Origin of the sequence: Megasphaera lornae (assembly GCF_000214495.1) — a bacterium.
Lineage (GTDB): Bacteria > Bacillota > Negativicutes > Veillonellales > Megasphaeraceae > Megasphaera > Megasphaera lornae.
On sequence record NZ_AFIJ01000023.1, the window covers coordinates 41912 to 61547 of the forward strand.

A 19636-nucleotide genomic window follows, 5' to 3' on the forward strand; every position below is an offset into this window, starting at 1 on the left:
CCTATCTTACGCTTCAATTTCCGAAACAACGCCGGCGCCTACTGTACGGCCGCCTTCACGAATAGCGAACCGCAAGCCTACTTCAATAGCAATCGGCGTGATTAATTCCACGTCCATTTTTACGTTATCGCCGGGCATGCACATTTCCGTGCCTTCCGGTAATTGAATAACGCCGGTTACGTCGGTGGTGCGGAAGTAGAACTGCGGACGATAGCCGTTAAAGAACGGCGTATGACGACCGCCTTCATCTTTCGTCAACACGTATACCTGCGCTTTGAACTTGGTGTGCGGATGAATGGAACCGGGTTTTGCCAATACTTGGCCGCGTTCGATTTCTTTACGATCCACGCCGCGAAGCAAGGCGCCGATGTTGTCGCCGGCTTCCGCCAAATCCAACAATTTACGGAACATTTCCACGCCCGTAACTACCGTTTCTCTCGGTTTATCCGCCAAGCCTACGATTTCCACCGTATCACCGACTTTAACCGTACCGCGTTCTACACGACCCGTGGCCACCGTACCGCGGCCGGTAATGGTGAAGACGTCTTCAACAGGCATCAGGAACGGTTTGTCCGTCGGGCGATCCGGCGTCGGAATATACGAATCTACAGCATCCATTAAATCCAGAATACTTTTTTCCGCTTCCGCATCTCCTTCCAAAGCCTTTAATGCGGAACCGACAATAATCGGCACGTCGTCGCCGGGGAAATCATAAGAAGACAACAATTCCCGTACTTCCATTTCCACCAATTCAATAAGTTCCGGATCATCCACCTGATCGGCTTTGTTGAGGTAAACAACAATTGCCGGTACGCCGACCTGACGAGCCAGGAGGATGTGTTCACGAGTCTGCGGCATAGGGCCGTCGGCGGCGGAAACAACCAAAATAGCGCCGTCCATCTGTGCCGCGCCGGTGATCATGTTTTTAACATAATCGGCATGGCCCGGGCAATCCACATGCGCATAATGCCGTTTGTCCGTTTCGTATTCCACATGCGCCGTATTAATGGTAATACCGCGTTCCCGTTCTTCCGGGGCCTTATCGATATCGGCATAATCTTCAAACTTGGCATAGCCTTTTTTCGACAATACTTTTGTAATCGCAGCCGTTAACGTGGTTTTACCGTGGTCAACGTGACCGATGGTTCCAATATTAACATGCGGTTTGGTTCTTTCATAATGTTCTTTTGCCATAGCACTCGATTCCTCCTTTAGGATCAATATATTGACTACCTGTATTCTACCACACAATATTATTTTTTTCTCTCTTTTCCGAAAAAATAATTTGCATATAGAAAATAACCTCGTTTTTTACGAGGTTATGATGTGGTGGCGGCTCGGAGATTCGAACTCTGGACACTACGGGTATGAACCGTATGCTCTAGCCAACTGAGCTAAGCCGCCATGTGTGGAGCTATTGACCGGGATTGAACCGGTGACCTTATCCTTACCAAGGATACGCTCTACCGACTGAGCTACAACAGCCTATTACCGTTCAAAGCAACAATATAGTATTATCGTGCTTTCCCTTTCGGGAAACAAAAAAAGTATGGTAGCGGGGGCAGGACTTGAACCTGCGACCTTCGGGTTATGAGCCCGACGAGCTACCAACTGCTCCACCCCGCGTCATTGGTGGTGGGGGAAGGATTCGAACCTTCGAAGGCGAAAGCCGGCAGATTTACAGTCTGCTCCCTTTGACCGCTCGGGAACCCCACCTGATAATTGGAGCCGACGATAGGACTTGAACCTACAACCTACTGATTACAAGTCAGTTGCTCTACCAATTGAGCTACGTCGGCTTGTTCGCTACATCAGAGAACACAACTGATTATACTAGGCATAGATATTCTTGTCAAGACCCTGCTCCTATTTTCTCGCGGAATTTTTACGGATGAAAAACTCCGACTTATTTATTATACCACACTTGTTTAAAATTGCAACCGCCCCCGCTTTTTTTACGTTTAACCGCTCTATTGTATCCTATTGTATACAGTATTTATTTTGCTTCCCGTCCCGTTTGCCTTGTAATGTACGCCAATTTTGCTATAATGGAAAATACAGTGAAAAAGAAGAACGCATACCGTTTCTTAGACGCTGGATTTGGGTATAGCAATTATCAGGAGGGTGTTTTCATGAAAAAAATTCGTTCGGTTTTAGTGGCCAACCGGGGAGAAATTGCCATTCGTGTCTTTCGTGCCTGTAATGAAATGGGCATTCGCACCGTTGCCGTTTATTCCCAGGAAGATTCATTATCGCTCCATCGTTTTCGCGCCGATGAATCCTATTTGGTAGGCGCCGGAAAAAAACCGGTTGACGCCTATTTGGATATTGAAGATATTATCCGCATTGCGCACGAACATGATGTCGATGCCATTCATCCGGGATACGGTTTTTTATCGGAAAATGCCGATTTAGCCAAACGCTGTGAAGAAGAAGGCATTATTTTTATCGGACCGCGTGTAGAACATTTAATCATGTTCGGCGATAAAATCAATGCCCGTATTCAAGCCAAAAAAGCGGGCATTCAATTTATTCCCGGCAGTGACGGGCCGGTCATGAATTATGAAGAAGTAAAACGGTTCGCCAAGGAAGTAGGCTTTCCCATTATGCTCAAAGCCGTCAACGGCGGCGGCGGCCGCGGCATGCGCATGGTAAACAACATGGCGGATTTACAGGAGGCGTACGATCGCGCCAAATCGGAAGCCAAATTGGCTTTCGGCAATGATGAAATTTATTTGGAAAAATGTATTGTAAATCCGAAACATATTGAAGTACAAATCATGGGCGATGAACACGGCAACGTCATTCATTTGCATGAACGGGATTGTTCCATTCAGCGCCGCCATCAAAAAGTGGTGGAAGTGGCGCCGGCCTTTTCTCTGCCTCCGGCGTTACGGGCACGAATTTGCGACGCCGCCATTACGTTAATGAAAAACGTACATTACGTCAATGCCGGCACGGTGGAATTTCTCGTCACGCCCGATGAAAATTTCTATTTTATCGAAGTCAATCCGCGCGTACAGGTGGAACATACCATTACGGAAATGATCACCGGCATCGATGTGGTGCAAACGCAGATTTTGGTAGCCGAAGGGTATGCGTTAAACAGTAAAGAAATCGGCATTCCCTCGCAAGAATCGGTACGATGCCTGGGCAATGCCATTCAATGCCGCATTACCACCGAAGACCCGATGAACAATTTCATGCCCGATTCGGGAAAAATCATGGTCTACCGCAGCGGCGGCGGTTTCGGCATCCGCCTGGACAGCGGCAATGCCTATACGGGCGCCATCATTACACCCTATTATGATTCGCTGCTGGTAAAAACCGTAGCCTACTCCTTAACCCATGCGGGCGCCGTAAAAAAAATGCTGCGCGTTTTGAAAGAATTTCGTATTCGCGGCGTAAAAACCAATATAGGATTTTTAATCAACGTATTGCGTACGCCGTCATTTGTAGACGGGTCCTATGACGTCAACTTCATTGACGATCATCCGGAATTATTTAATTTGCCGGTCGTACAGGATCGCGGCACCAAATTACTGAAATATATCGGCGAAACCACCATTAACGGGTATAACGGCAAAGGGCATGTAGACAAGCCGTCGTTCGCGCCTTTACAACTGCCGACCGTACCGGAAGGCGAATTTCCCGCCGGCACCAAGCAGCAGTTCGACCGCCTGGGCGCCGAAAAATTCTGCCGTTGGATAAAAGAACAGGACACGGTCTTTTTGATGGATACGACCATGCGCGATGCTCATCAATCGTTAATGGCCACGCGAATTCGTTCCATTGACATGTTGCGCGTCCTGGAAGCGTCCTCCAAAAAACTCCCGCAATTATTTTCCTATGAATGTTGGGGCGGCGCCACCTTTGATGTGGCCTACCGTTTCCTGCAGGAAGATCCGTGGGAACGGTTGCGGGAAATGCGTAAAAAAGCGCCGAATATTTTATTACAAATGTTAATTCGCGGAGCCAACGGCGTCGGCTATACGGGGTATGCCGATAATGTGGTACGCCATTTTGTGCAGCTGGCCGCCAAAAACGGCATTGACGTCTTCCGTATCTTTGATTGCCTCAACAGTTTGGACAATATGTACGAAACCATTCAGGCCGTTCGGGATACGGGAAAAATTGCCGAAGTGGCCTTATGCTATACCGGCGATATTCTGGATCCGGCGCGTGCCAAATATGACTTGGCCTATTATGTCAAAATGGCCAAAGAAGCGGAAAAAGCCGGCGCCCACATTATCGCCATCAAAGATATGGCCGGTCTGCTCAAGCCGGAAGCTTCCTACCGGCTGATTACCGCCTTGAAAGAGGCCCTGTCCGTACCGGTGCATCTGCATACGCACGACGGTGCCGGCAATGCCGTAGGCACCTTATGCCGTGCCGTCGATGCCGGGGTCGATATTATTGACGCCACGTATTCCGCCTTGGCCGGCAGCACGAGCCAACCGAGTATGAGTACGGTCTACTATGCCTTAGCCGGCAACAAACGCCGTCTGCCGCTGGATGTACACGCCATGGAAGAAATGTCCCGCTATTGGGCGACCGTACGCCCCTATTATAAAGGAGTCGATCGGGCGAAGGCCTATCCGGATACGTCCGTCTATCAGCATGAAATGCCGGGCGGTCAATACTCCAATTTACAACAGCAGGCGCAATCGTTGGGTCTGGGAGACCGGTGGCATGAAATCGAAACCATGTACCATACGGTCAGCATGATGTTCGGCGATATTATCAAAGTAACGCCGTCGTCCAAAGTAGTCGGCGATATGGCCTTGTTTATGGTACAAAATAATTTAACCGAACAAGATGTATACGACAAAGGCGACATTCTGGATTTCCCCCAATCGGTCGTGGAATTTTTCCAAGGATACTTGGGCGTTCCGTACGGCGGTTTTCCGGAACGTCTGCAAAAAATTATTTTAAAAGGCAAAAAACCGTTGTGTGAACGTCCCGGCAAAACCTTGCCGCCCGTTGATTTTGAAAGCGTACGCAAAAAACTGGCCGATGCGGGCTATAAACACGAAGACGAAGATATCAGCGCCTTTTGTCAATATGACAAAGTATTCCGCGACTATAATGAAAAGCTGAAAGTTTACGGCGATGTCAGTGTGCTGGATACGCCCACGTTCTTCTTCGGCATGAAAAAGAACGAAGAACTGCATGTAGAAATCGAAAAAGGGAAAGACTTGATTATTACCCTGATTAATATCAGCGATCCCGATGACAGCGGAATCCGTACGATTACTTTCCTCTTTAACGGCGTGGAACGGGAAATTCAAGTCCCGGATAAAAGCATTGATTTGCACACCGTAACCAAACGCAAGGCCGATCCCGAAGTGCCCGGCGATATCGGCGCCACCTTGTCCGGTTCGGTAGTCAATATCCTCGTCACCAAAGGCCAAAAAGTAAAAAAAGGCGATCCCTTATTGGTCACGGAAGCGATGAAAATGGAAACCACCATTACGGCCCCCATTGACGGTACCGTCGGGGAAATTTACGCCGCCAAAGGCCAGGCCATTATCAGCGGCGATTGCTTATTGGAAATAGTCGACTGACAGGCGTTGTCCCCGGCCCCTCGCTGCGACGGTCAGCCGCCGGCGCGAGGGGCCTTTTATATGCCGCCGGAGTGCGCCTTTATTTTTTTGTTCACTAATGCTACAATACAGAAAGGAGGATATATAGTTATGGATCATGAAATGAAATTGGCTGTCGTCATTGATGCGGAAAATATTTCCAGTAAATATATTGAAGTCATTCTTTCTGAAGCCAACAATTTGGGAGATGTGATTTACAAGCGAATTTACGGCAACTGGACTACCCCGCAAATGGCCTCATGGCGCACGACCATCTTGGATAACGCCATTCAACCCGTACAGCAGTACAGTAATACTATTCGTAAAAATTCATCGGATTCCGCATTAATTATTGATACGATGGACTTATTATATCAAAGTAATTTAGACGGATTTTGCATTGTTTCTTCCGACAGTGATTTTACGCGCTTGGCATCCCGTTTACGGGAATCGCAAAAATATGTCCTGGGAATGGGCGAAAGTAAAACGCCCCGTTCCTTTATTTCGGCATGCAATAAATTTTTGTATCTGGATATTTTAGTGGAAGAAGCGGAAGAAGAAACGGCGACCGGCGACACGCCGACGGATACGGACAGCGTAGCGGCAAAAAGTCCCGAAGTCCGTCGCACCGATACGACACCGGGAAAAGATTTTATTATCATCAAACAAGCGGTTATCAAACTGGCCGATGAAAACTCCGATGATACGGGGTGGATTTTTTCAGGCACCTTGGGTAACTTGTTGAGTAAACAATTTTCCGATTTCGATGTGCGTAATTTCGGCTTTAAAAAATTTGTTCCTTTTATTGAGTCCTTGGGTATTTTTGAAGTCAATACCATTACGGATGATAAAAATAAAACCGTAAAACACAATTATTTCAAGCTGAAAATTCAACATCGACCGCCTTCACAGGGCTCCCATTATCATCATAAACATACGCGTACTTAATAAACGGGGCACTCTTGCAGAGTGCCCCGTTTATTCGCTCCGAAAAAAGCGTTCCCGGTTTCCGGAAAAAACCCCTTATCGGGCATCCCATTCCGCAAACCGTTCATTCATCCTTTTTTTCTTCCGTATATCTTTTTTACGCTCCCCGGCGGCGGCAAAAGGAAGTTTTCCCGCCGCGACTGTACGTTTATAAAACAACGTAATCGCCTCGTCTTCCGCCAATCCCAGACGCTGAAAAATAGCCGCCGCCTGTTTCCGCAACGTTTCATCCATATAGTTTCCCCCTTTTTTGCGCCTTCCTGCCCGCTCGTCGTCGCCCTCGCGGCGACCGCCTTGAAAAAGGCGTGCTTTTATGTCACAATACAAGTACTATCATGTATAAGGAGAGGTCCATGTCTACTATCAAAGATATTGCGCGGGAAGCCGGCGTTTCTATTGCCACCGTTTCCATCGTCTTGAACGGCAAAGGCGGGGCGCGCAAAATTTCCACCGAAACGCAGGCCCGCATTCACGCGATTGCCCAAAAATTACACTATGTGCCCAATCAGTCGGCCAAAAAATTACGCGCCGCCGGACAAGGGCATTATGCCATCGCCTTTTATTGGGCCACCGACTTCCGGATTCATTATTTAGCCCGTATTACCCTGGGTATTCAGCAGGAAATTATGCGCCAACATAACGTCGTTCATTTGGCGGTCGTACCGTATGAAGCGGATCATTTACAGGAGCAGATGGAATCCCTGCAAAATGAATTTTTTAACAGTATTATCATCGCCAACACTTCCGATAAAGATATGGACTACCTGCAACATTGCCGGCTGACGTATCCGGTCGTACTGTTTAATAGAGAATCGCCCTACTACAGCAGTGTCACCATGGATAATTACAAGTTGGGCTGCCGGGTGGCGCGCCACTTTCTCCGAAAAAAAGTCTATAATGCCGCCATTCTCACGCATAACGCGGACTTGCCCATTATGAGTCAATGGACGCACGGGTTTTTAAACACGTTTTGTCAAAACGGCCATCCGCTGGCGGCCGACCATATTTTGCGCTGCTCGCCCCATGCCGGCGACGCGGTCGCGTTAATTCGCCGGTTACATGCCGCGCAGGCCCTGCCGCGCGCCATCTTTTGTGAATCCGATCTGTTAGCACACGGCGTGCTCTACGCCTGCCATAATCTGCAAATTGCCATTCCGCAACAGCTGGAAGTCTTCACCATGGGAATTAACAGCCCGGCCGTAAATGATTACGCCGTACCGTCCCTTTCCCGCATCGACATTCCGATGGGCGAAATCGGCGCCGCCTGTCTGCGCCTGGCCGTCGATTTACTGGAAAAAAGACGCCCCAATCCTACCGTGCTCTATGTGGACGGCACCAAAATCATTCGCCAATCGTCACCGGAATAAAAAACCCGACGCGACGAAAAAAGCCCCCCGAAGTCGGCCCGCAAACCGACGTACGGGGGGCTTTTCGCATACCGTCTTTTTTTACGAACCGCGCTTCCGATCTTACAACCCGAACCGGGCAAAAATCGTGTCCACATGCCGCAGCATCTTATGTACATCAAAGCAGGCTTCAATTTCCGCCGGAGTCATAATCTTGGCAATATCTTCATCGCGCTTGAGATTTTCCAGGAAATCTTCCCCTTCCAGCCAACGTTTCATGGCATTTCGCTGCACCCAACGATACGCCTGTTCGCGTACCGCCCCTTTGGCCACCAACGTATTCAATAAAATAGGACTGTAAATCAGGCCGCCCGTCAAATTCAAATCTGCCAGCATCTTTTCCGGATATACCAGCAACTTATCTATAACCCGGGTGAAGGTCTTCAACATATAATCCAAAGCAATCGTACTGTCCGGCAAAATGACCCGTTCCACCGAAGAGTGAGAAATGTCCCGTTCATGCCATAAGGCCACATCTTCCAAGGCGGCCTGTGCATTGCCGCGAATCACCCGCGCCAGGCCGCACATGCGTTCGCACGTAATCGGATTGCGTTTATGCGGCATAATGGAAGACCCTTTTTGTTTGGGACTGAAATATTCTTCCGCTTCCCGCACTTCCGTTCGCTGTAAATGACGAATTTCTGTGGCAAATTTATCAATGGAGCTGGCAATCACCGCCAAGGCGGTCAAAAATTCGGCATGCCGATCCCGCTGTAACGTTTGGGAAGAAATAAGCGCCGGTGCAATCCCCAAATGACGGCACACATAGTCTTCCACAAAGGGATCCACATCCGCATACGTACCGACTGCGCCGGAAATCTTGCCGACAGCAATCGTTTCTTTAGCATGCTGCATCCGGTCTATATCCCGTTCCACTTCCGCCAGCCAATTGCACAACTTCAGGCCGAACGTCGTCGCTTCCGCATGAATACCGTGCGTGCGCCCGATGCAGGGCGTATATTTGAATTCCGTCGCCCGCCGGCGCAACACTTGCCGCAACGCTTCCAAATCCCGCAATAATACGTCCGAAGCCTGTTTCAACATAACCCCCAACGCCGTATCTTTCACATCCGTCGAAGTAAGGCCCAAATGCACATATTTTCCCGCATCGCCTATATTTTCCGCTACGTTGGAAACAAAAGCGGCAATATCATGATGCGTTTCCGCTTCAATTTCATGAATACGGTCTACGGAAAAAGCGGCTTTCGCCCGAATTTCCGCGGCCGCCTCTGCCGGAATATTGCCCAATTCCGCTTGTGCTTCACTGGCCAATATTTCCACTTCTTTTAACGTATTCCATTCATTTTGTTCCGTCCAAATCCGGCCCATTTCTTCTTCCGTATAGCGTTCAATCACAATGAATCTCTCCTTTGTCCGCCGTATTGTCGGCAATAAAATATACTTCTCCTTTATTATACCGCAACTGTATGCGTGAAGATAGTCAAAACGCGACACAAAAAAAGGACGAAGCCGAAGCTTCGTCCTTTTACCGTTCTGTGTCGGGAAAACGCGCGTTATTCCTGTTGTTCCTGCGAGCAACCTTTCCCGCAAATATAATACCCCGAAATAATCAGGACAACAATCAAACCGATAATAACGGCTACTTTACCGTTCATCGTAGGGCCGCTGACCGTTGACGCCAACGCGAAGTTTTCCGAAATAGCCGCACCGAAAGCCATGCCGATAACGGTAACCGCCGCATCCGTATTCCCTTCACCGGAGAGAACCAGTTGACGCAACGGGTCGCCGCCCAACAAGGTGCAACCCCAACCGACTAAGCCCATTCCTAAGAAATTCCAAACGCCGTCCGTATGTGCAAAGGGTTGCATATCCACACCGCCCTGGAATTGATGGGTAAGTAAATTTACCACAAAGGCGGCTACCAATACGGCAATCCACCCGCAAAGCATGGTCGTTTTCCGGTCCATAAACAAATCCCGGAAAGTTCCCACCATGCAGAGCTTGGTCTGCTGTGCAATCGCCCCGACCAGCAAGCCGCCGATTAAGGAAGCGATAATCGCTGCATGATGTGCCCCTACGCCGTCGCCGTCGGAGAACACAATAAATGCGGGAGCGGCGCAAACTAAAATCAACAACACAATTTTAACAATCGGTGCAAACGCACTGTCCAATTTTGCGGCAACCGTTGCCGGTTTAAGCGCAAAGCCTTTCTTCAGGCAATACACCCCGACCGCTACGCCGACAATAAAGCCGATAAGACCGATAATAGCGTTCCAATCACCGCCGGCAATACGTAATACCATACGGAACGGATCGCCCATAAATACCAAGGCGCCTACCGTAACAAAGAAGCCGATCACAAAGCGTACCAACGGCGAAGAACCGCCGACCGCCTTATGTTGTCCGCGAGCCAGCGCCAAAATCAAAGCGCCCCATACCAGGCCGACTAATTCGGGACGAATATATTGCGCCCCCGTATCCTGATGCAAGCCCAACGCACCGACCGTATCACGAATAAACCCTGTAATATCAAACCCCATATTGGCGGGGTTACCGGCCATCGATAATAATGCGGCAATAATACCTATAATCAAACCGCCTATAATTACATAACTCTTTTTGTTTTCTACGTCCATTGTAATACCCTCCTTTCGAGTCTGCTGAACGTTTGTGATGTCTTCCCGATCACACTTGCATTATATGCCATTAGTTCAGAAATGTAAATCACCTTTTTAGTATACTTTTGTATGAAGTACCGTTTTTCATATATTTTCATTTTAAATTTATTTTCAGTTTATATCTTTTTTTTTAACTATTTTCATTTTTTTATAATCATCTGCTATTATTACCTAGTAATATTTCGTGTTTTTTTAACAGTCTCGGCACGCCGTACTTTTTTCTTGCTTATTTCACATAGTATACAGACCGTTTTTTCATAAAAAAAAGACCGCTGCCTGCGTAGCGGTCTTTTAAAAGCCTAGGCGTGTTGCGCTCTTTTTAAAATCTCCTGTCCCACCGTCACGCCGGCGACGGAAGCCTGTACCAAGCCGCGAGTAATCCCGGCACCGTCACCGATGGCGAAAAAGTTAGGAATCGCCGTTTCCAATTGCGGCGACAGCGCCAACCGACTGGAGTAAAATTTCACTTCCGCACCGTACAGCAACGTATGCCGGGAATTGGCGCCGGGCGCCACCTTATCCAACGCTTCCAGCATTTCTTTAATATCCTGCAAATGCCGATACGGCAATACGAGCGACAAATCTCCCGGAACGGCCTTGGTCAACGTCGGCCGCACCAGTCCTCGTTGAATCCGTTCAACCGTGGAACGCCGCCCGTCCAACAAATCGCCCAACCGTTGCACCATCACGCCGCCGCCTAAAATATTGGCTAAATCGGCAATAAACTTTCCGTATTTAATCGGTTCATGGAACGGTTCCGTAAATTTTTTGGACACTAAAATAGCAAAATTCGTATTTTCACTTTTTTTATGCGCATAGCTGTGCCCGTTCACCGTCAACAAGCCGTCATTATTTTCTTCTACCACAAACCCGTACGGATTCATGCAGAACGTCCGCACGCGATCATCAAAAAACTTACTGAAATAAATAAGTTTCGACTCATACACAATATCCGTAATCGGTTCCAAAACTTCCGCCGGCATTTCCACCCGTACGCCGATATCCACCGCATTGGAAGTGAATTTCAACCCCAGTTTCTCCGCTTCCCCGACAAACCACTCCGAGCCTTCCCGTCCCGGCGCCGCTACCACATACGGGGCGGCATACCATTGGTCCCCGATCATAACACCGGCCGCCGTCCCTTCTTTTACGACAATATGCTCAACCGCCGTATTCGCCGCAATATCCGCTTTGCCTTCCAAATACGCGCGCATGGCCGTCAAAATTTCCGCATTGACATCGGTTCCCAAATGCCGAATACGGGCCGGAATCAACCGCAGTTCCGCCGCCGTCGCCTGCCGTTGCAGCTGCCGAATGGCCGCTTCATTTTCTTCGCCGTAAACCTTCCGATCCTGCCCGCCGAAGCGGCAATACACCCGGTCCACATATTGAATTTTATCCATCAGCTCCCGCTTGGACATATACTCGTCCAAATTGCCGCCATACTCCGTAGTCAAGGTCAATTTGCCGTCACTGAACGCCCCGGCACCGCCCCAACCGCTGACGACATTGCGCATTTTATCCTCTTTCCGCGCCCCGGGATTATGCGCAGTAGCCAGCCGCTCCGCAATATCCTGCCCCTTTTCTACGATTAAAATCCGTAAGCCTTTATCGGCCAACTCCAAGGCCGTAAAAATGCCGGCCGGGCCGGCACCGATAATAATGACATCATACGTCTGTACCGCCTTCCTGTTCATACGAAATCCTCCTCCGTCTATAGCTGTCTTCCCTTCTATTGTACACGGAACCCGTAAAAAAGGCTACTGACGGACTTCCTTTCTTTCCTGTGCTATACTTATACATATAAACTGTACACGATAAAGAAAGGATGATCGCCATGTATCATGTAAAACCTGCGGACCGAATGACGGACGCCGACGAAAAACACTTGCAGGGAAAGCTCTTTCTCCTGAGCCTCGTGTTGACCCTCTTCCTGCTATACAGTTTCTATCGGGCGCCCTTTCCCTACGCCTGTCCGGCAACCGGCATACTCCTATGCGCCCTGAGCGGCCTTACCTATTATCGCCGGCGCCGCTTCTTTCGGCACCGCGAACGGGGGCAACGGACCTGCTGCGCCGCCCTGTCCACCTACCTCGGCGCCGGGCTGACCCTCGCCTGTATGCACGTATATGCCCTGCGGCAACCGCTCACGGAAAACGACGCCTTAATTTTTCTCGGTGCTTTTTTCTTCGCCCTCTATATGTTATATCGCGGCCTCGGCACCCTGATCATCAAAGGCAATACGGCCCCTCCCCTGCGACGTAACTGAAGAGACGCCGCCGCTGCCGCTCGACCTACCCTGCGGAAGGCGCCGCCCGCTTACTGCGGCAAGGCCGGCGGCGTACCGCTTAAAGCCCTTCCGCTTACCCCGCAACCGCCCGGTCGGCGCGCCCTGCCGGAAATCGCCGAAGCAGGCTTTCCCCTGCCCGCATTACGACACATTACCCGCTTCTCGGCGACAACAAAAAAAGCGTTTCCCGAATTTCTCGAGAAACGCTTATGTACTGTTGGTGCGGTCGATGGGACTTGAACCCATACGAACTATTGTTCACTACCCCCTCAAAGTAGCGCGTCTGCCGTTCCGCCACGACCGCCTATATACATAGTTGGTGCTCAGGGACGGAATCGAACCGCCGACACGGGGATTTTCAGTCCCCTGCTCTACCGACTGAGCTACCTGAGCAAATATGGCGACCCCGATCGGATTTGAACCGACGATCTTCGCCGTGACAGGGCGACATGTTGAACCGCTACACCACGGGGCCGTATCATACTTTCCTCCGAAGCAACCAGCTTCGAACAAAAAACATTTTATCATGTAATGGTTTCTTTGGCAAGTCTTTTTTTCCGCCTTCTTGCCCGGAACAAGGGAAGCAAGAAAAAAGCAAGGTTTTTCTTATATTATTTTGGACAATCCGTGTTACAATAAGGATAATCATTGATAAAAAGAAAGGATGAACGCCATATGGCACAGGATTCTCATGACGCCCCCGATTTTGCCGCCATGTCGGGCGACGCCGTATTGCAACACTTGCAGGTAACCCTTGACGGCTTACGCCCGGAAGAAGTCCGCCACCGCCGTACGCAAGACGGTGAAAATACGTTTTCGCAGGCACCTGCCGATACCTTATGCTATCGTATACGCTGTGCGTTTATTAATCCTTTTTGTATTATTTTGGCCATTGTCGCCTTTATTTCATATGTCACCGATTCCTATACGAACGGCTTTTCCGCCGGCGGGAAAGTAGAGGCGGGCATTATTGTCATCATGATTGTCATCGGCGGTCTGCTGCGATTTTCACAAGAAATAAAAGCCAAACATGCAGGCGACCAATTACGCGCCTTACTCCATACGACCGTCACCGTACGGCGACAAGGCAAGTGCTGCCATATTGCCCATACGGAACTGGTCGTCGGCGATATTGTCCTGCTCACGGCCGGGCAAACCATTCCGGCGGATATTCGCTTATTACAAACTGCCGATTTATTTGTTTCGGAAGCCGCCCTGACCGGCGAAAGCCGCATTATAGAAAAAACGGCCGCTCCCGCCGCACCGGCCGCCGGTCGTACGGCGCCCGATATGGCCTACATGTCCACGACGGTTCTCTCCGGCACGGGACTGGGTGCGGTCATTGCCGTCGGTAACCGGACCCGATACGGAAAAGCCGCCCGGGTGTCCCGCCCGTTTAAGGACAGTTTCCAAAAAGGCACCCGCTCCATTTCCTATGTCATGTTGCGCTTTATTTTTATTTTTATTCCCCTCATTTTTATTTTACGGGGTCTTCCCGATCACCATTGGAGCAGCGCCTTGGCCTTTTCCCTGGCCGTAGCCGTAGGCTTGATTCCGGAAATGCTGCCCATGGTCTTAACGGCCTGCTTGGCCAAGGGAAGTATTTCCTTATCGCACAAAAAAACGATCGTCAAAAACTTAAATACGCTCCAGGGGCTCGGCAGTTTGCAAGTGCTTTGTCTGGATAAAACGGGCACCTTAACGCGGGAAAATATAGTTCTCGAATATTTTATGGATATTTTAGGCAAAGAAAGTCATAAAGTCCTGGATTTGGCCTATATCAACAGTTTTTACCATACAGGCATTCGCAATCCCATAGACACGGCCATTTTGTCCTGCGCCGCCATGCCTCGTCGCACCGACTATTACCGCACCTTAACCGAATATTATCATAAATTGGCGGAAATTCCTTTCGATTACACCCGTAAAATCGCGACAGTACTGGTGGGCGCCCCCAAAAAACAACCCATATTGATTGCCAAAGGAAATTTAAAAGATATTTATAAACGCTGCACCGCCGTCGCCTATGAAAACAAAACCTTGCCGATTCGCAACGGTTCTTTTGCCGATGTCTATACGATCGTACAGGATATGTTGGAAGACGGCATGAAAGTCATTGCCGTTGCCGTCAAAACGTTTCCGAAAGGCACGACCGTCATCCGTCCGCAGGATGAAAAAGACTTGACCCTCCTCGGGTATATTGCCTTTTTCGATGCGCCCAAACCGTCGGCCCGCATTTCCCTGGAAGAATTAAAAGCCCTGCACATTACCCCCAAACTGCTGACCGGCGATGCCGAAGAAATTGCCAAATCCGTCTGCCGTCGCGTCGGCATTCCGGCGCAGCATATTGTCAGCGGGGCGGACTTACAGGACCTGGATGCCGCGGCCTTCGACGCAACGGTACGAAAAAACACGGTATTTGCCGAACTCAGTCCGGAACAAAAAGTGCAAATCGTCCAAAGTATCAACCGTCAACCGGCCATGACCGGCTTTATGGGCGACGGCATTAACGACATGCCGGCATTACTGGCCGCCCATGTGGGCATTTCCGTCGATACGGCCGTACCGGCCACGAAAGATTCCGCCGATCTCGTATTACTGGATAAAGATTTACAAATTTTGGCAACCGCCATTAGGGAAGGGCGAAAAACCTTTACGAATATGTTAAAATATTTAAAAATTACGGCCGGCTCCAATTTGGGAAATATTATTTCCGTCGTCATGGCCGGGCTTTGCCTGCCCTTCCTGCCCATGACGTCCCTGCAATTACTGCTGTTAAATTTATTTTATGACGCCCTTTGTATTGTCCTGCCGTGGGATACGGTCGATGAAGAAGATATTGCCTATCCGAAAGACTGGTCGGGAAAACATTTGGGCAAATTCATGCTGCTGTTCGGTTCTATCAGCGCCGTCTTCGACGGCATTACCTTCGCCTTTCTGTACTACATGTTCATTCCGCTCGTCCTGCATTGTCCCGTTTTTTCCGCCGCCCTGCCGCCGGTCCTGCAGGAACAATATATCCGCTTGTTTCAAACCGGCTGGTTCCTGGAATCCTTATGGACGCAAATTGTCATTTTATATTTTTTACGGACCTCCAAAATGCCCTTTATCGAAAGTCGTCCTTCTTGGCAGGTCATGAGTGTCACCCTGGCGGGGCTCTTCGTCTTTACGGGCCTGCTCTTTACGGTCGGCATGCCCGTAGTGGGTTTGGTCACCATGCCGGCTCCCTACTTTGTCTTTTTACCGGGAATTTGTGCGGCGTATATTCTCTGTGTCGGTGCGGGCAAATATATTTATATTCGAAAATACAAAAAATTACTGTAAGGAGGCGGTTCGGTGAAAAAACATATCAGTATTATTCGCTTGGATCCGGAATTGGAAACCGGGCTTATTGCCCACTTACAACACGCCCATCCCGACTCCCCCGCAGCCCGTACGCTGGCCGCGGATCTGCAGGAATTACTGCGGGGCACCTTACAATCCGTAGTCCTGGACGGCACGCCCGCCGGCGCTGCCGACGCTTCCGGTCCGCCCCCGCCCGCCTTACGGCTGGGCGCCTTGACCATCTCCGCCACGTCCCATACGGTCACCCTGCAGGATCGCCCCGTCAATTTAACACCCAAAGAATTTGATATTTTATATTTTTTAGCCCGCAATCGCGGTCAAGTATTTACGAAAGAAGAAATTTATACTGCCGTTTGGGGTCATGCGTATGTATATGATGACAGCAATATTATGGCTTTTATTCGCAAATTACGAAAAAAAATAGAAGTCCAGCCGGACAGTCCCCAATACATTCTGACGGTCTGGGGAATCGGCTACAAATTTAATGACCGTTTCTAACCGATAACAAGAAAAACGCAAGGATTTAACCATGTTAAGTCGTTGCGTTTTTTTTATACTACTAACCGGAGAAAATAAAAAGGAGATGAGGATCATGAAAAAAATTTTTTCTACCCGTACGACCGCCCCGAAGGCGGTATATGCGGCTAAATCCGCCCTTGATTTTGCCGCCGTACATCCCGTATCGGACACGCTGCAACGCTATGAAACAACGCCCGAAGGCTTACCGGAAACCTTCGTTGCCGCCCGGCGGCTCAAATACGGGTCCAACAAAATCGAACACGGAAAAAGTAAAACACGGTGGGAATTATTGCGAAATGCCTTTATTAATCCGTTTACCGTTATTTTAATCTGTTTAGCGTTAATTTCCGCCGTTACGGACATTATTTTTCCTATGTTTTCCTTGTTCGGCAATACGCCGGCCGATACCAATCCCGTTACGGTACTGATTATTGTCATTATGATCGTGATTTCCGGCATCTTGCGCTATGTACAGGAATCCCGCAGCGACAATGCGGTCGGCAAACTTCTGGACATGATCAGCGCCACCTGTACCGTCCTGCGGCCGCAGCAACCGCGCCGGGAAATTCCCATGGATACGGTCGTAGTAGGAGACATCCTGCATTTATCCACCGGCGATATGGTACCCGCCGATTGTCGCATTGTAACCGGCAAAGATTTTTTCGTCAGTGAAGCCGCCCTGACCGGCGAAAGCGATACGGTCGAAAAAGTTGCCGCCGTCAATCCCTTTCAAGAACGCATGACGGCGTACACCAATATCGCCTTTATGGGCAGCAATGTCGTATCCGGCCAGGCTACGGCCCTGGTCATCGGCACCGGTTCCCGCACCTTGTTCGGCGCCTTGGCCGCCAATCTTACGCAGGCCCCGGTAGAAACGAACTTTACGAAAGGCGTCAACGGCGTCACCCGCGTATTAATTCGTTTCATGCTGCTCATGACGCCCGTCGTCTTTGTCCTGAACGGGCTTACCAAAGGGGATTGGTTGCAGTCCTTATTATTCGGCATTTCCATTGCCGTCGGTCTGACCCCGGAAATGCTCCCCATGATCGTCACGGCCGCCCTGGCGAAAGGGGCGCTGTCCATGAGTAAAGAAAAAACGATTGTCAAAAATTTGAACGCCATTCAAAATCTGGGCGCCATTGATATTCTCTGCACCGATAAAACCGGCACCTTAACCCAAAATAAAGTGGCCCTGGAATATCATCTCAATGTCTCCGGTCGGGAAGATCCGCGCGTCCTGCACTATGCCTATTTAAACAGTTATTTTCAAACCGGCTATAAAAATCTTATGGATATTGCCATTATAGAAAAAGCCGCCGAAGAAATCGACGCGTCGACCCTGCAGGAACGTACGACGCACTATGAAAAAGTGGATGAAATTCCCTTCGATTTTAAAAGACGACGCCTGTCGGTAGTCGTGCGGGACCGTCACGGGCGGCGACAAATGATCACCAAAGGCGCCGTCGATGAAATGACCGCCATTTGTACGACCGTGGAAACACCGCAGGGAATCCGTCCTTTATCCGACAAAGAAATTGCCGCCATTACCGCCGTAACGGCCGGCCTAAATAAAAAAGGCTTTCGTGTATTGGCCCTGGCGAAAAAATCCGATCCCCCGCAAGCCGGTATTTGTACGGCCGAAGATGAACGGGAAATGACCCTCCTCGGCTATTTGGCCTTTTTGGATCCGCCCAAAGAATCGGCCGCCCGGGCCGTCGCCGCGTTACAAGACTACGGAATTGAAACCAAAATTTTAACCGGCGACAACGAATATGTTTCCCGTACGGTTTGCCGGCAAGTCGGCTTGGATTGCACAAGCCTCTTATGCGGCGACGAAATCGCCGCCATGACGGACGACGACCTGGCCGCGGCCGCCGCCCGCACGCAAGTCTTCGCCCGCCTGACGCCGGATCAAAAAGTGCGCGTTCTGACGGCCCTGCGGACGGCCGGCCATACAGTCGGCTTTCTCGGCGACGGCATTAATGATGCGGGCGCCATGAAAGCCGCCGATGTGGGCATTTCCGTCGATACGGCGGTGGATATTGCCAAAGAATCGGCGCATATTATTTTATTGGAAAAAGACCTGACCGTCTTGGTAAAAGGCATTATTGCCGGCCGAAAAACCTATGCCAACATGATAAAATACATAAAAATCACGGCCTCTTCCAATTTCGGCAACATGTTTTCCGTCTTAGTCTCCGCCGCCTTACTGCCCTTTCTGCCCATGATGAGTCTGCATTTGCTCTTATTAAACCTCATTTACGACTTATCTTGTACCGCCCTGCCCTGGGACAATGTGGATGCGGAATACCTGCGCCGGCCGCGTCCGTGGGACGCCTCTTCCGTCAGTCGGTTCATGCTTTGGCTGGGACCTACGAGCTCGATTTTCGACATTACCACGTATTTAGTAATGTACTTCATTATTTGCCCGCTCTGCACCTCCCACGGCATTCTCTATAACGAATTGCCGCAGCATTTTTCCGGAGCCGCTTTAGCGGCGCATCAAGCCGCCTATGCCGGCATGTTTCAAGCCGGTTGGTTTATAGAATCCATGTGGACCCAAACCTTGGTCATCCATATGCTGCGCACTGCCAAACTGCCCTTTATCCACAGTCATGCCTCGTTCCGCCTGTCCTTTTTAACGGCCTGCGGCATCCTCGGGCTAACCCTCATTCCCTATACGCATATGGGGCAAGCTATCGGCTTTTTACCGTTGCCGGCAGGCTTCTTCGCCTACTTAATTCCGTGTGTCGCACTCTATATGGGCCTCACGACGGGCATCAAAAAAATATATCTGCATCGTTACGGGCAGTTATTATAACCGCTGTAGAACCTGTTGCGCCTGCCGTCCGAAACGGCAGGCGC

At 49.9% G+C, this 19636-nt stretch carries 12 protein-coding genes and 8 tRNA genes; 7 read left to right on the top strand and 13 right to left on the bottom strand.

All coding sequences use genetic code 11. The annotated features are described in order from the left end of the window. Positions 1 to 6: 6 nt before the first annotated feature. The 6 genes from tuf to HMPREF1039_RS03490 all read right to left on the bottom strand — a co-directional run bounded on the left by tuf (position 7) and on the right by HMPREF1039_RS03490 (position 1799). Positions 7 to 1194, bottom strand: a complete 1188-nt coding sequence (gene tuf, locus HMPREF1039_RS03465; RefSeq protein WP_007391044.1) for an elongation factor Tu — start codon at positions 1192 to 1194, stop codon at positions 7 to 9. A 133-nt stretch (positions 1195 to 1327) separates the two neighbouring features. Then, positions 1328 to 1404: transfer RNA gene (locus HMPREF1039_RS03470), tRNA-Met, on the bottom strand. A 5-nt stretch (positions 1405 to 1409) separates the two neighbouring features. Further along, a tRNA-Thr gene (locus tag HMPREF1039_RS03475) sits at positions 1410 to 1485 on the bottom strand. 65 nt (positions 1486 to 1550) lie between these two features. After that, positions 1551 to 1626: transfer RNA gene (locus HMPREF1039_RS03480), tRNA-Met, on the bottom strand. 4 nt (positions 1627 to 1630) lie between these two features. Further along, positions 1631 to 1716, bottom strand: a tRNA-Tyr gene (locus HMPREF1039_RS03485). Between the two features lie 7 nt (positions 1717 to 1723). Beyond that, positions 1724 to 1799 (bottom strand) — tRNA-Thr (locus HMPREF1039_RS03490). Between the two features lie 333 nt (positions 1800 to 2132). Between HMPREF1039_RS03490 and HMPREF1039_RS03495 the strand changes: the two genes are divergently transcribed. Beyond that, positions 2133 to 5567: a pyruvate carboxylase gene (locus HMPREF1039_RS03495; protein WP_007391004.1), complete on the top strand. Its 3435-nt coding sequence runs from the start codon at positions 2133 to 2135 to the stop codon at positions 5565 to 5567. Positions 5568 to 5696: 129 nt separating this feature from the next. Next, positions 5697 to 6533, top strand: a complete 837-nt coding sequence (locus HMPREF1039_RS03500) for an NYN domain-containing protein (protein ID WP_007391005.1) — start codon at positions 5697 to 5699, stop codon at positions 6531 to 6533. 75 nt (positions 6534 to 6608) lie between these two features. On the opposite strand, the gene HMPREF1039_RS03505 is transcribed toward HMPREF1039_RS03500, so the two are convergent. Beyond that, complete coding sequence (locus HMPREF1039_RS03505) at positions 6609 to 6806, bottom strand: toxin-antitoxin system antitoxin subunit (protein WP_007391014.1); 198 nt, start codon at positions 6804 to 6806, stop codon at positions 6609 to 6611. A gap of 119 nt (positions 6807 to 6925) precedes the next feature. On the opposite strand from HMPREF1039_RS03505, the gene HMPREF1039_RS03510 reads away from it, so the two are divergent. Next, positions 6926 to 7939: a LacI family DNA-binding transcriptional regulator gene (locus tag HMPREF1039_RS03510; RefSeq protein WP_007391003.1), complete on the top strand. Its 1014-nt coding sequence runs from the start codon at positions 6926 to 6928 to the stop codon at positions 7937 to 7939. 102 nt (positions 7940 to 8041) lie between these two features. Here the strand turns inward: HMPREF1039_RS03510 and purB are convergent, their stop codons facing one another. The 3 genes from purB to HMPREF1039_RS03525 all read right to left on the bottom strand — a co-directional run bounded on the left by purB (position 8042) and on the right by HMPREF1039_RS03525 (position 12314). Continuing rightward, positions 8042 to 9334, bottom strand: coding sequence for an adenylosuccinate lyase (gene purB, locus HMPREF1039_RS03515; RefSeq protein WP_007391043.1), 1293 nt, complete (start codon positions 9332 to 9334; stop codon positions 8042 to 8044). Positions 9335 to 9492: 158 nt separating this feature from the next. Then, positions 9493 to 10575: a YedE family putative selenium transporter gene (gene yedE, locus HMPREF1039_RS03520; RefSeq protein WP_007391024.1), complete on the bottom strand. Its 1083-nt coding sequence runs from the start codon at positions 10573 to 10575 to the stop codon at positions 9493 to 9495. Between the two features lie 341 nt (positions 10576 to 10916). Next, on the bottom strand, positions 10917 to 12314 hold the full coding sequence (locus HMPREF1039_RS03525) for an NAD(P)/FAD-dependent oxidoreductase (RefSeq protein ID WP_007391042.1): 1398 nt from the start codon (positions 12312 to 12314) through the stop codon (positions 10917 to 10919). A gap of 140 nt (positions 12315 to 12454) precedes the next feature. Here HMPREF1039_RS03525 and HMPREF1039_RS03530 point away from each other — a divergent pair, with 140 nt between their 5' ends. Beyond that, on the top strand, positions 12455 to 12886 hold the full coding sequence (locus HMPREF1039_RS03530; protein WP_007391002.1) for a hypothetical protein: 432 nt from the start codon (positions 12455 to 12457) through the stop codon (positions 12884 to 12886). Between the two features lie 239 nt (positions 12887 to 13125). Here HMPREF1039_RS03530 and HMPREF1039_RS03535 read toward each other — a convergent pair. The 3 genes from HMPREF1039_RS03535 to HMPREF1039_RS03545 all read right to left on the bottom strand — a co-directional run bounded on the left by HMPREF1039_RS03535 (position 13126) and on the right by HMPREF1039_RS03545 (position 13382). Then, positions 13126 to 13211: transfer RNA gene (locus HMPREF1039_RS03535), tRNA-Leu, on the bottom strand. A 13-nt stretch (positions 13212 to 13224) separates the two neighbouring features. Continuing rightward, a tRNA-Phe gene (locus HMPREF1039_RS03540) sits at positions 13225 to 13300 on the bottom strand. A 5-nt stretch (positions 13301 to 13305) separates the two neighbouring features. Then, positions 13306 to 13382, bottom strand: a tRNA-Asp gene (locus HMPREF1039_RS03545). Between the two features lie 200 nt (positions 13383 to 13582). On the opposite strand from HMPREF1039_RS03545, the gene mgtA (HMPREF1039_RS03550) reads away from it, so the two are divergent. From mgtA (HMPREF1039_RS03550) to mgtA (HMPREF1039_RS03560), 3 genes are all read left to right on the top strand, one after another. Beyond that, entirely contained in the window at positions 13583 to 16231 is a 2649-nt protein-coding gene (gene mgtA / locus HMPREF1039_RS03550; protein WP_007391031.1) for a magnesium-translocating P-type ATPase, read from the top strand. 12 nt (positions 16232 to 16243) lie between these two features. Continuing rightward, positions 16244 to 16750, top strand: a complete 507-nt coding sequence (locus HMPREF1039_RS03555) for a winged helix-turn-helix domain-containing protein (protein WP_007391008.1) — start codon at positions 16244 to 16246, stop codon at positions 16748 to 16750. 94 nt (positions 16751 to 16844) lie between these two features. Further along, complete coding sequence (gene mgtA, locus HMPREF1039_RS03560; protein ID WP_007391007.1) at positions 16845 to 19592, top strand: magnesium-translocating P-type ATPase; 2748 nt, start codon at positions 16845 to 16847, stop codon at positions 19590 to 19592. Positions 19593 to 19636 lie beyond the last annotated feature (44 nt).

What these genes read in the sequence shown, in the direction of transcription:
- yedE (WP_007391024.1), bottom strand. Translation starts at nt 10,575, where the DNA reads ATGGACGTAGAAAACAAAAAGAGTTATGTAATTATAGGCGGTTTGATT.
- mgtA (WP_007391007.1), top strand. Translation starts at nt 16,845, where the DNA reads ATGAAAAAAATTTTTTCTACCCGTACGACCGCCCCGAAGGCGGTATAT.
- HMPREF1039_RS03525 (WP_007391042.1), bottom strand. Translation starts at nt 12,314, where the DNA reads ATGAACAGGAAGGCGGTACAGACGTATGATGTCATTATTATCGGTGCC.
- tuf (WP_007391044.1), bottom strand. Translation starts at nt 1,194, where the DNA reads ATGGCAAAAGAACATTATGAAAGAACCAAACCGCATGTTAATATTGGA.
- HMPREF1039_RS03505 (WP_007391014.1), bottom strand. Translation starts at nt 6,806, where the DNA reads ATGGATGAAACGTTGCGGAAACAGGCGGCGGCTATTTTTCAGCGTCTG.
- HMPREF1039_RS03510 (WP_007391003.1), top strand. Translation starts at nt 6,926, where the DNA reads ATGTCTACTATCAAAGATATTGCGCGGGAAGCCGGCGTTTCTATTGCC.
- HMPREF1039_RS03500 (WP_007391005.1), top strand. Translation starts at nt 5,697, where the DNA reads ATGGATCATGAAATGAAATTGGCTGTCGTCATTGATGCGGAAAATATT.
- mgtA (WP_007391031.1), top strand. Translation starts at nt 13,583, where the DNA reads ATGGCACAGGATTCTCATGACGCCCCCGATTTTGCCGCCATGTCGGGC.
- HMPREF1039_RS03495 (WP_007391004.1), top strand. Translation starts at nt 2,133, where the DNA reads ATGAAAAAAATTCGTTCGGTTTTAGTGGCCAACCGGGGAGAAATTGCC.
- HMPREF1039_RS03530 (WP_007391002.1), top strand. Translation starts at nt 12,455, where the DNA reads ATGTATCATGTAAAACCTGCGGACCGAATGACGGACGCCGACGAAAAA.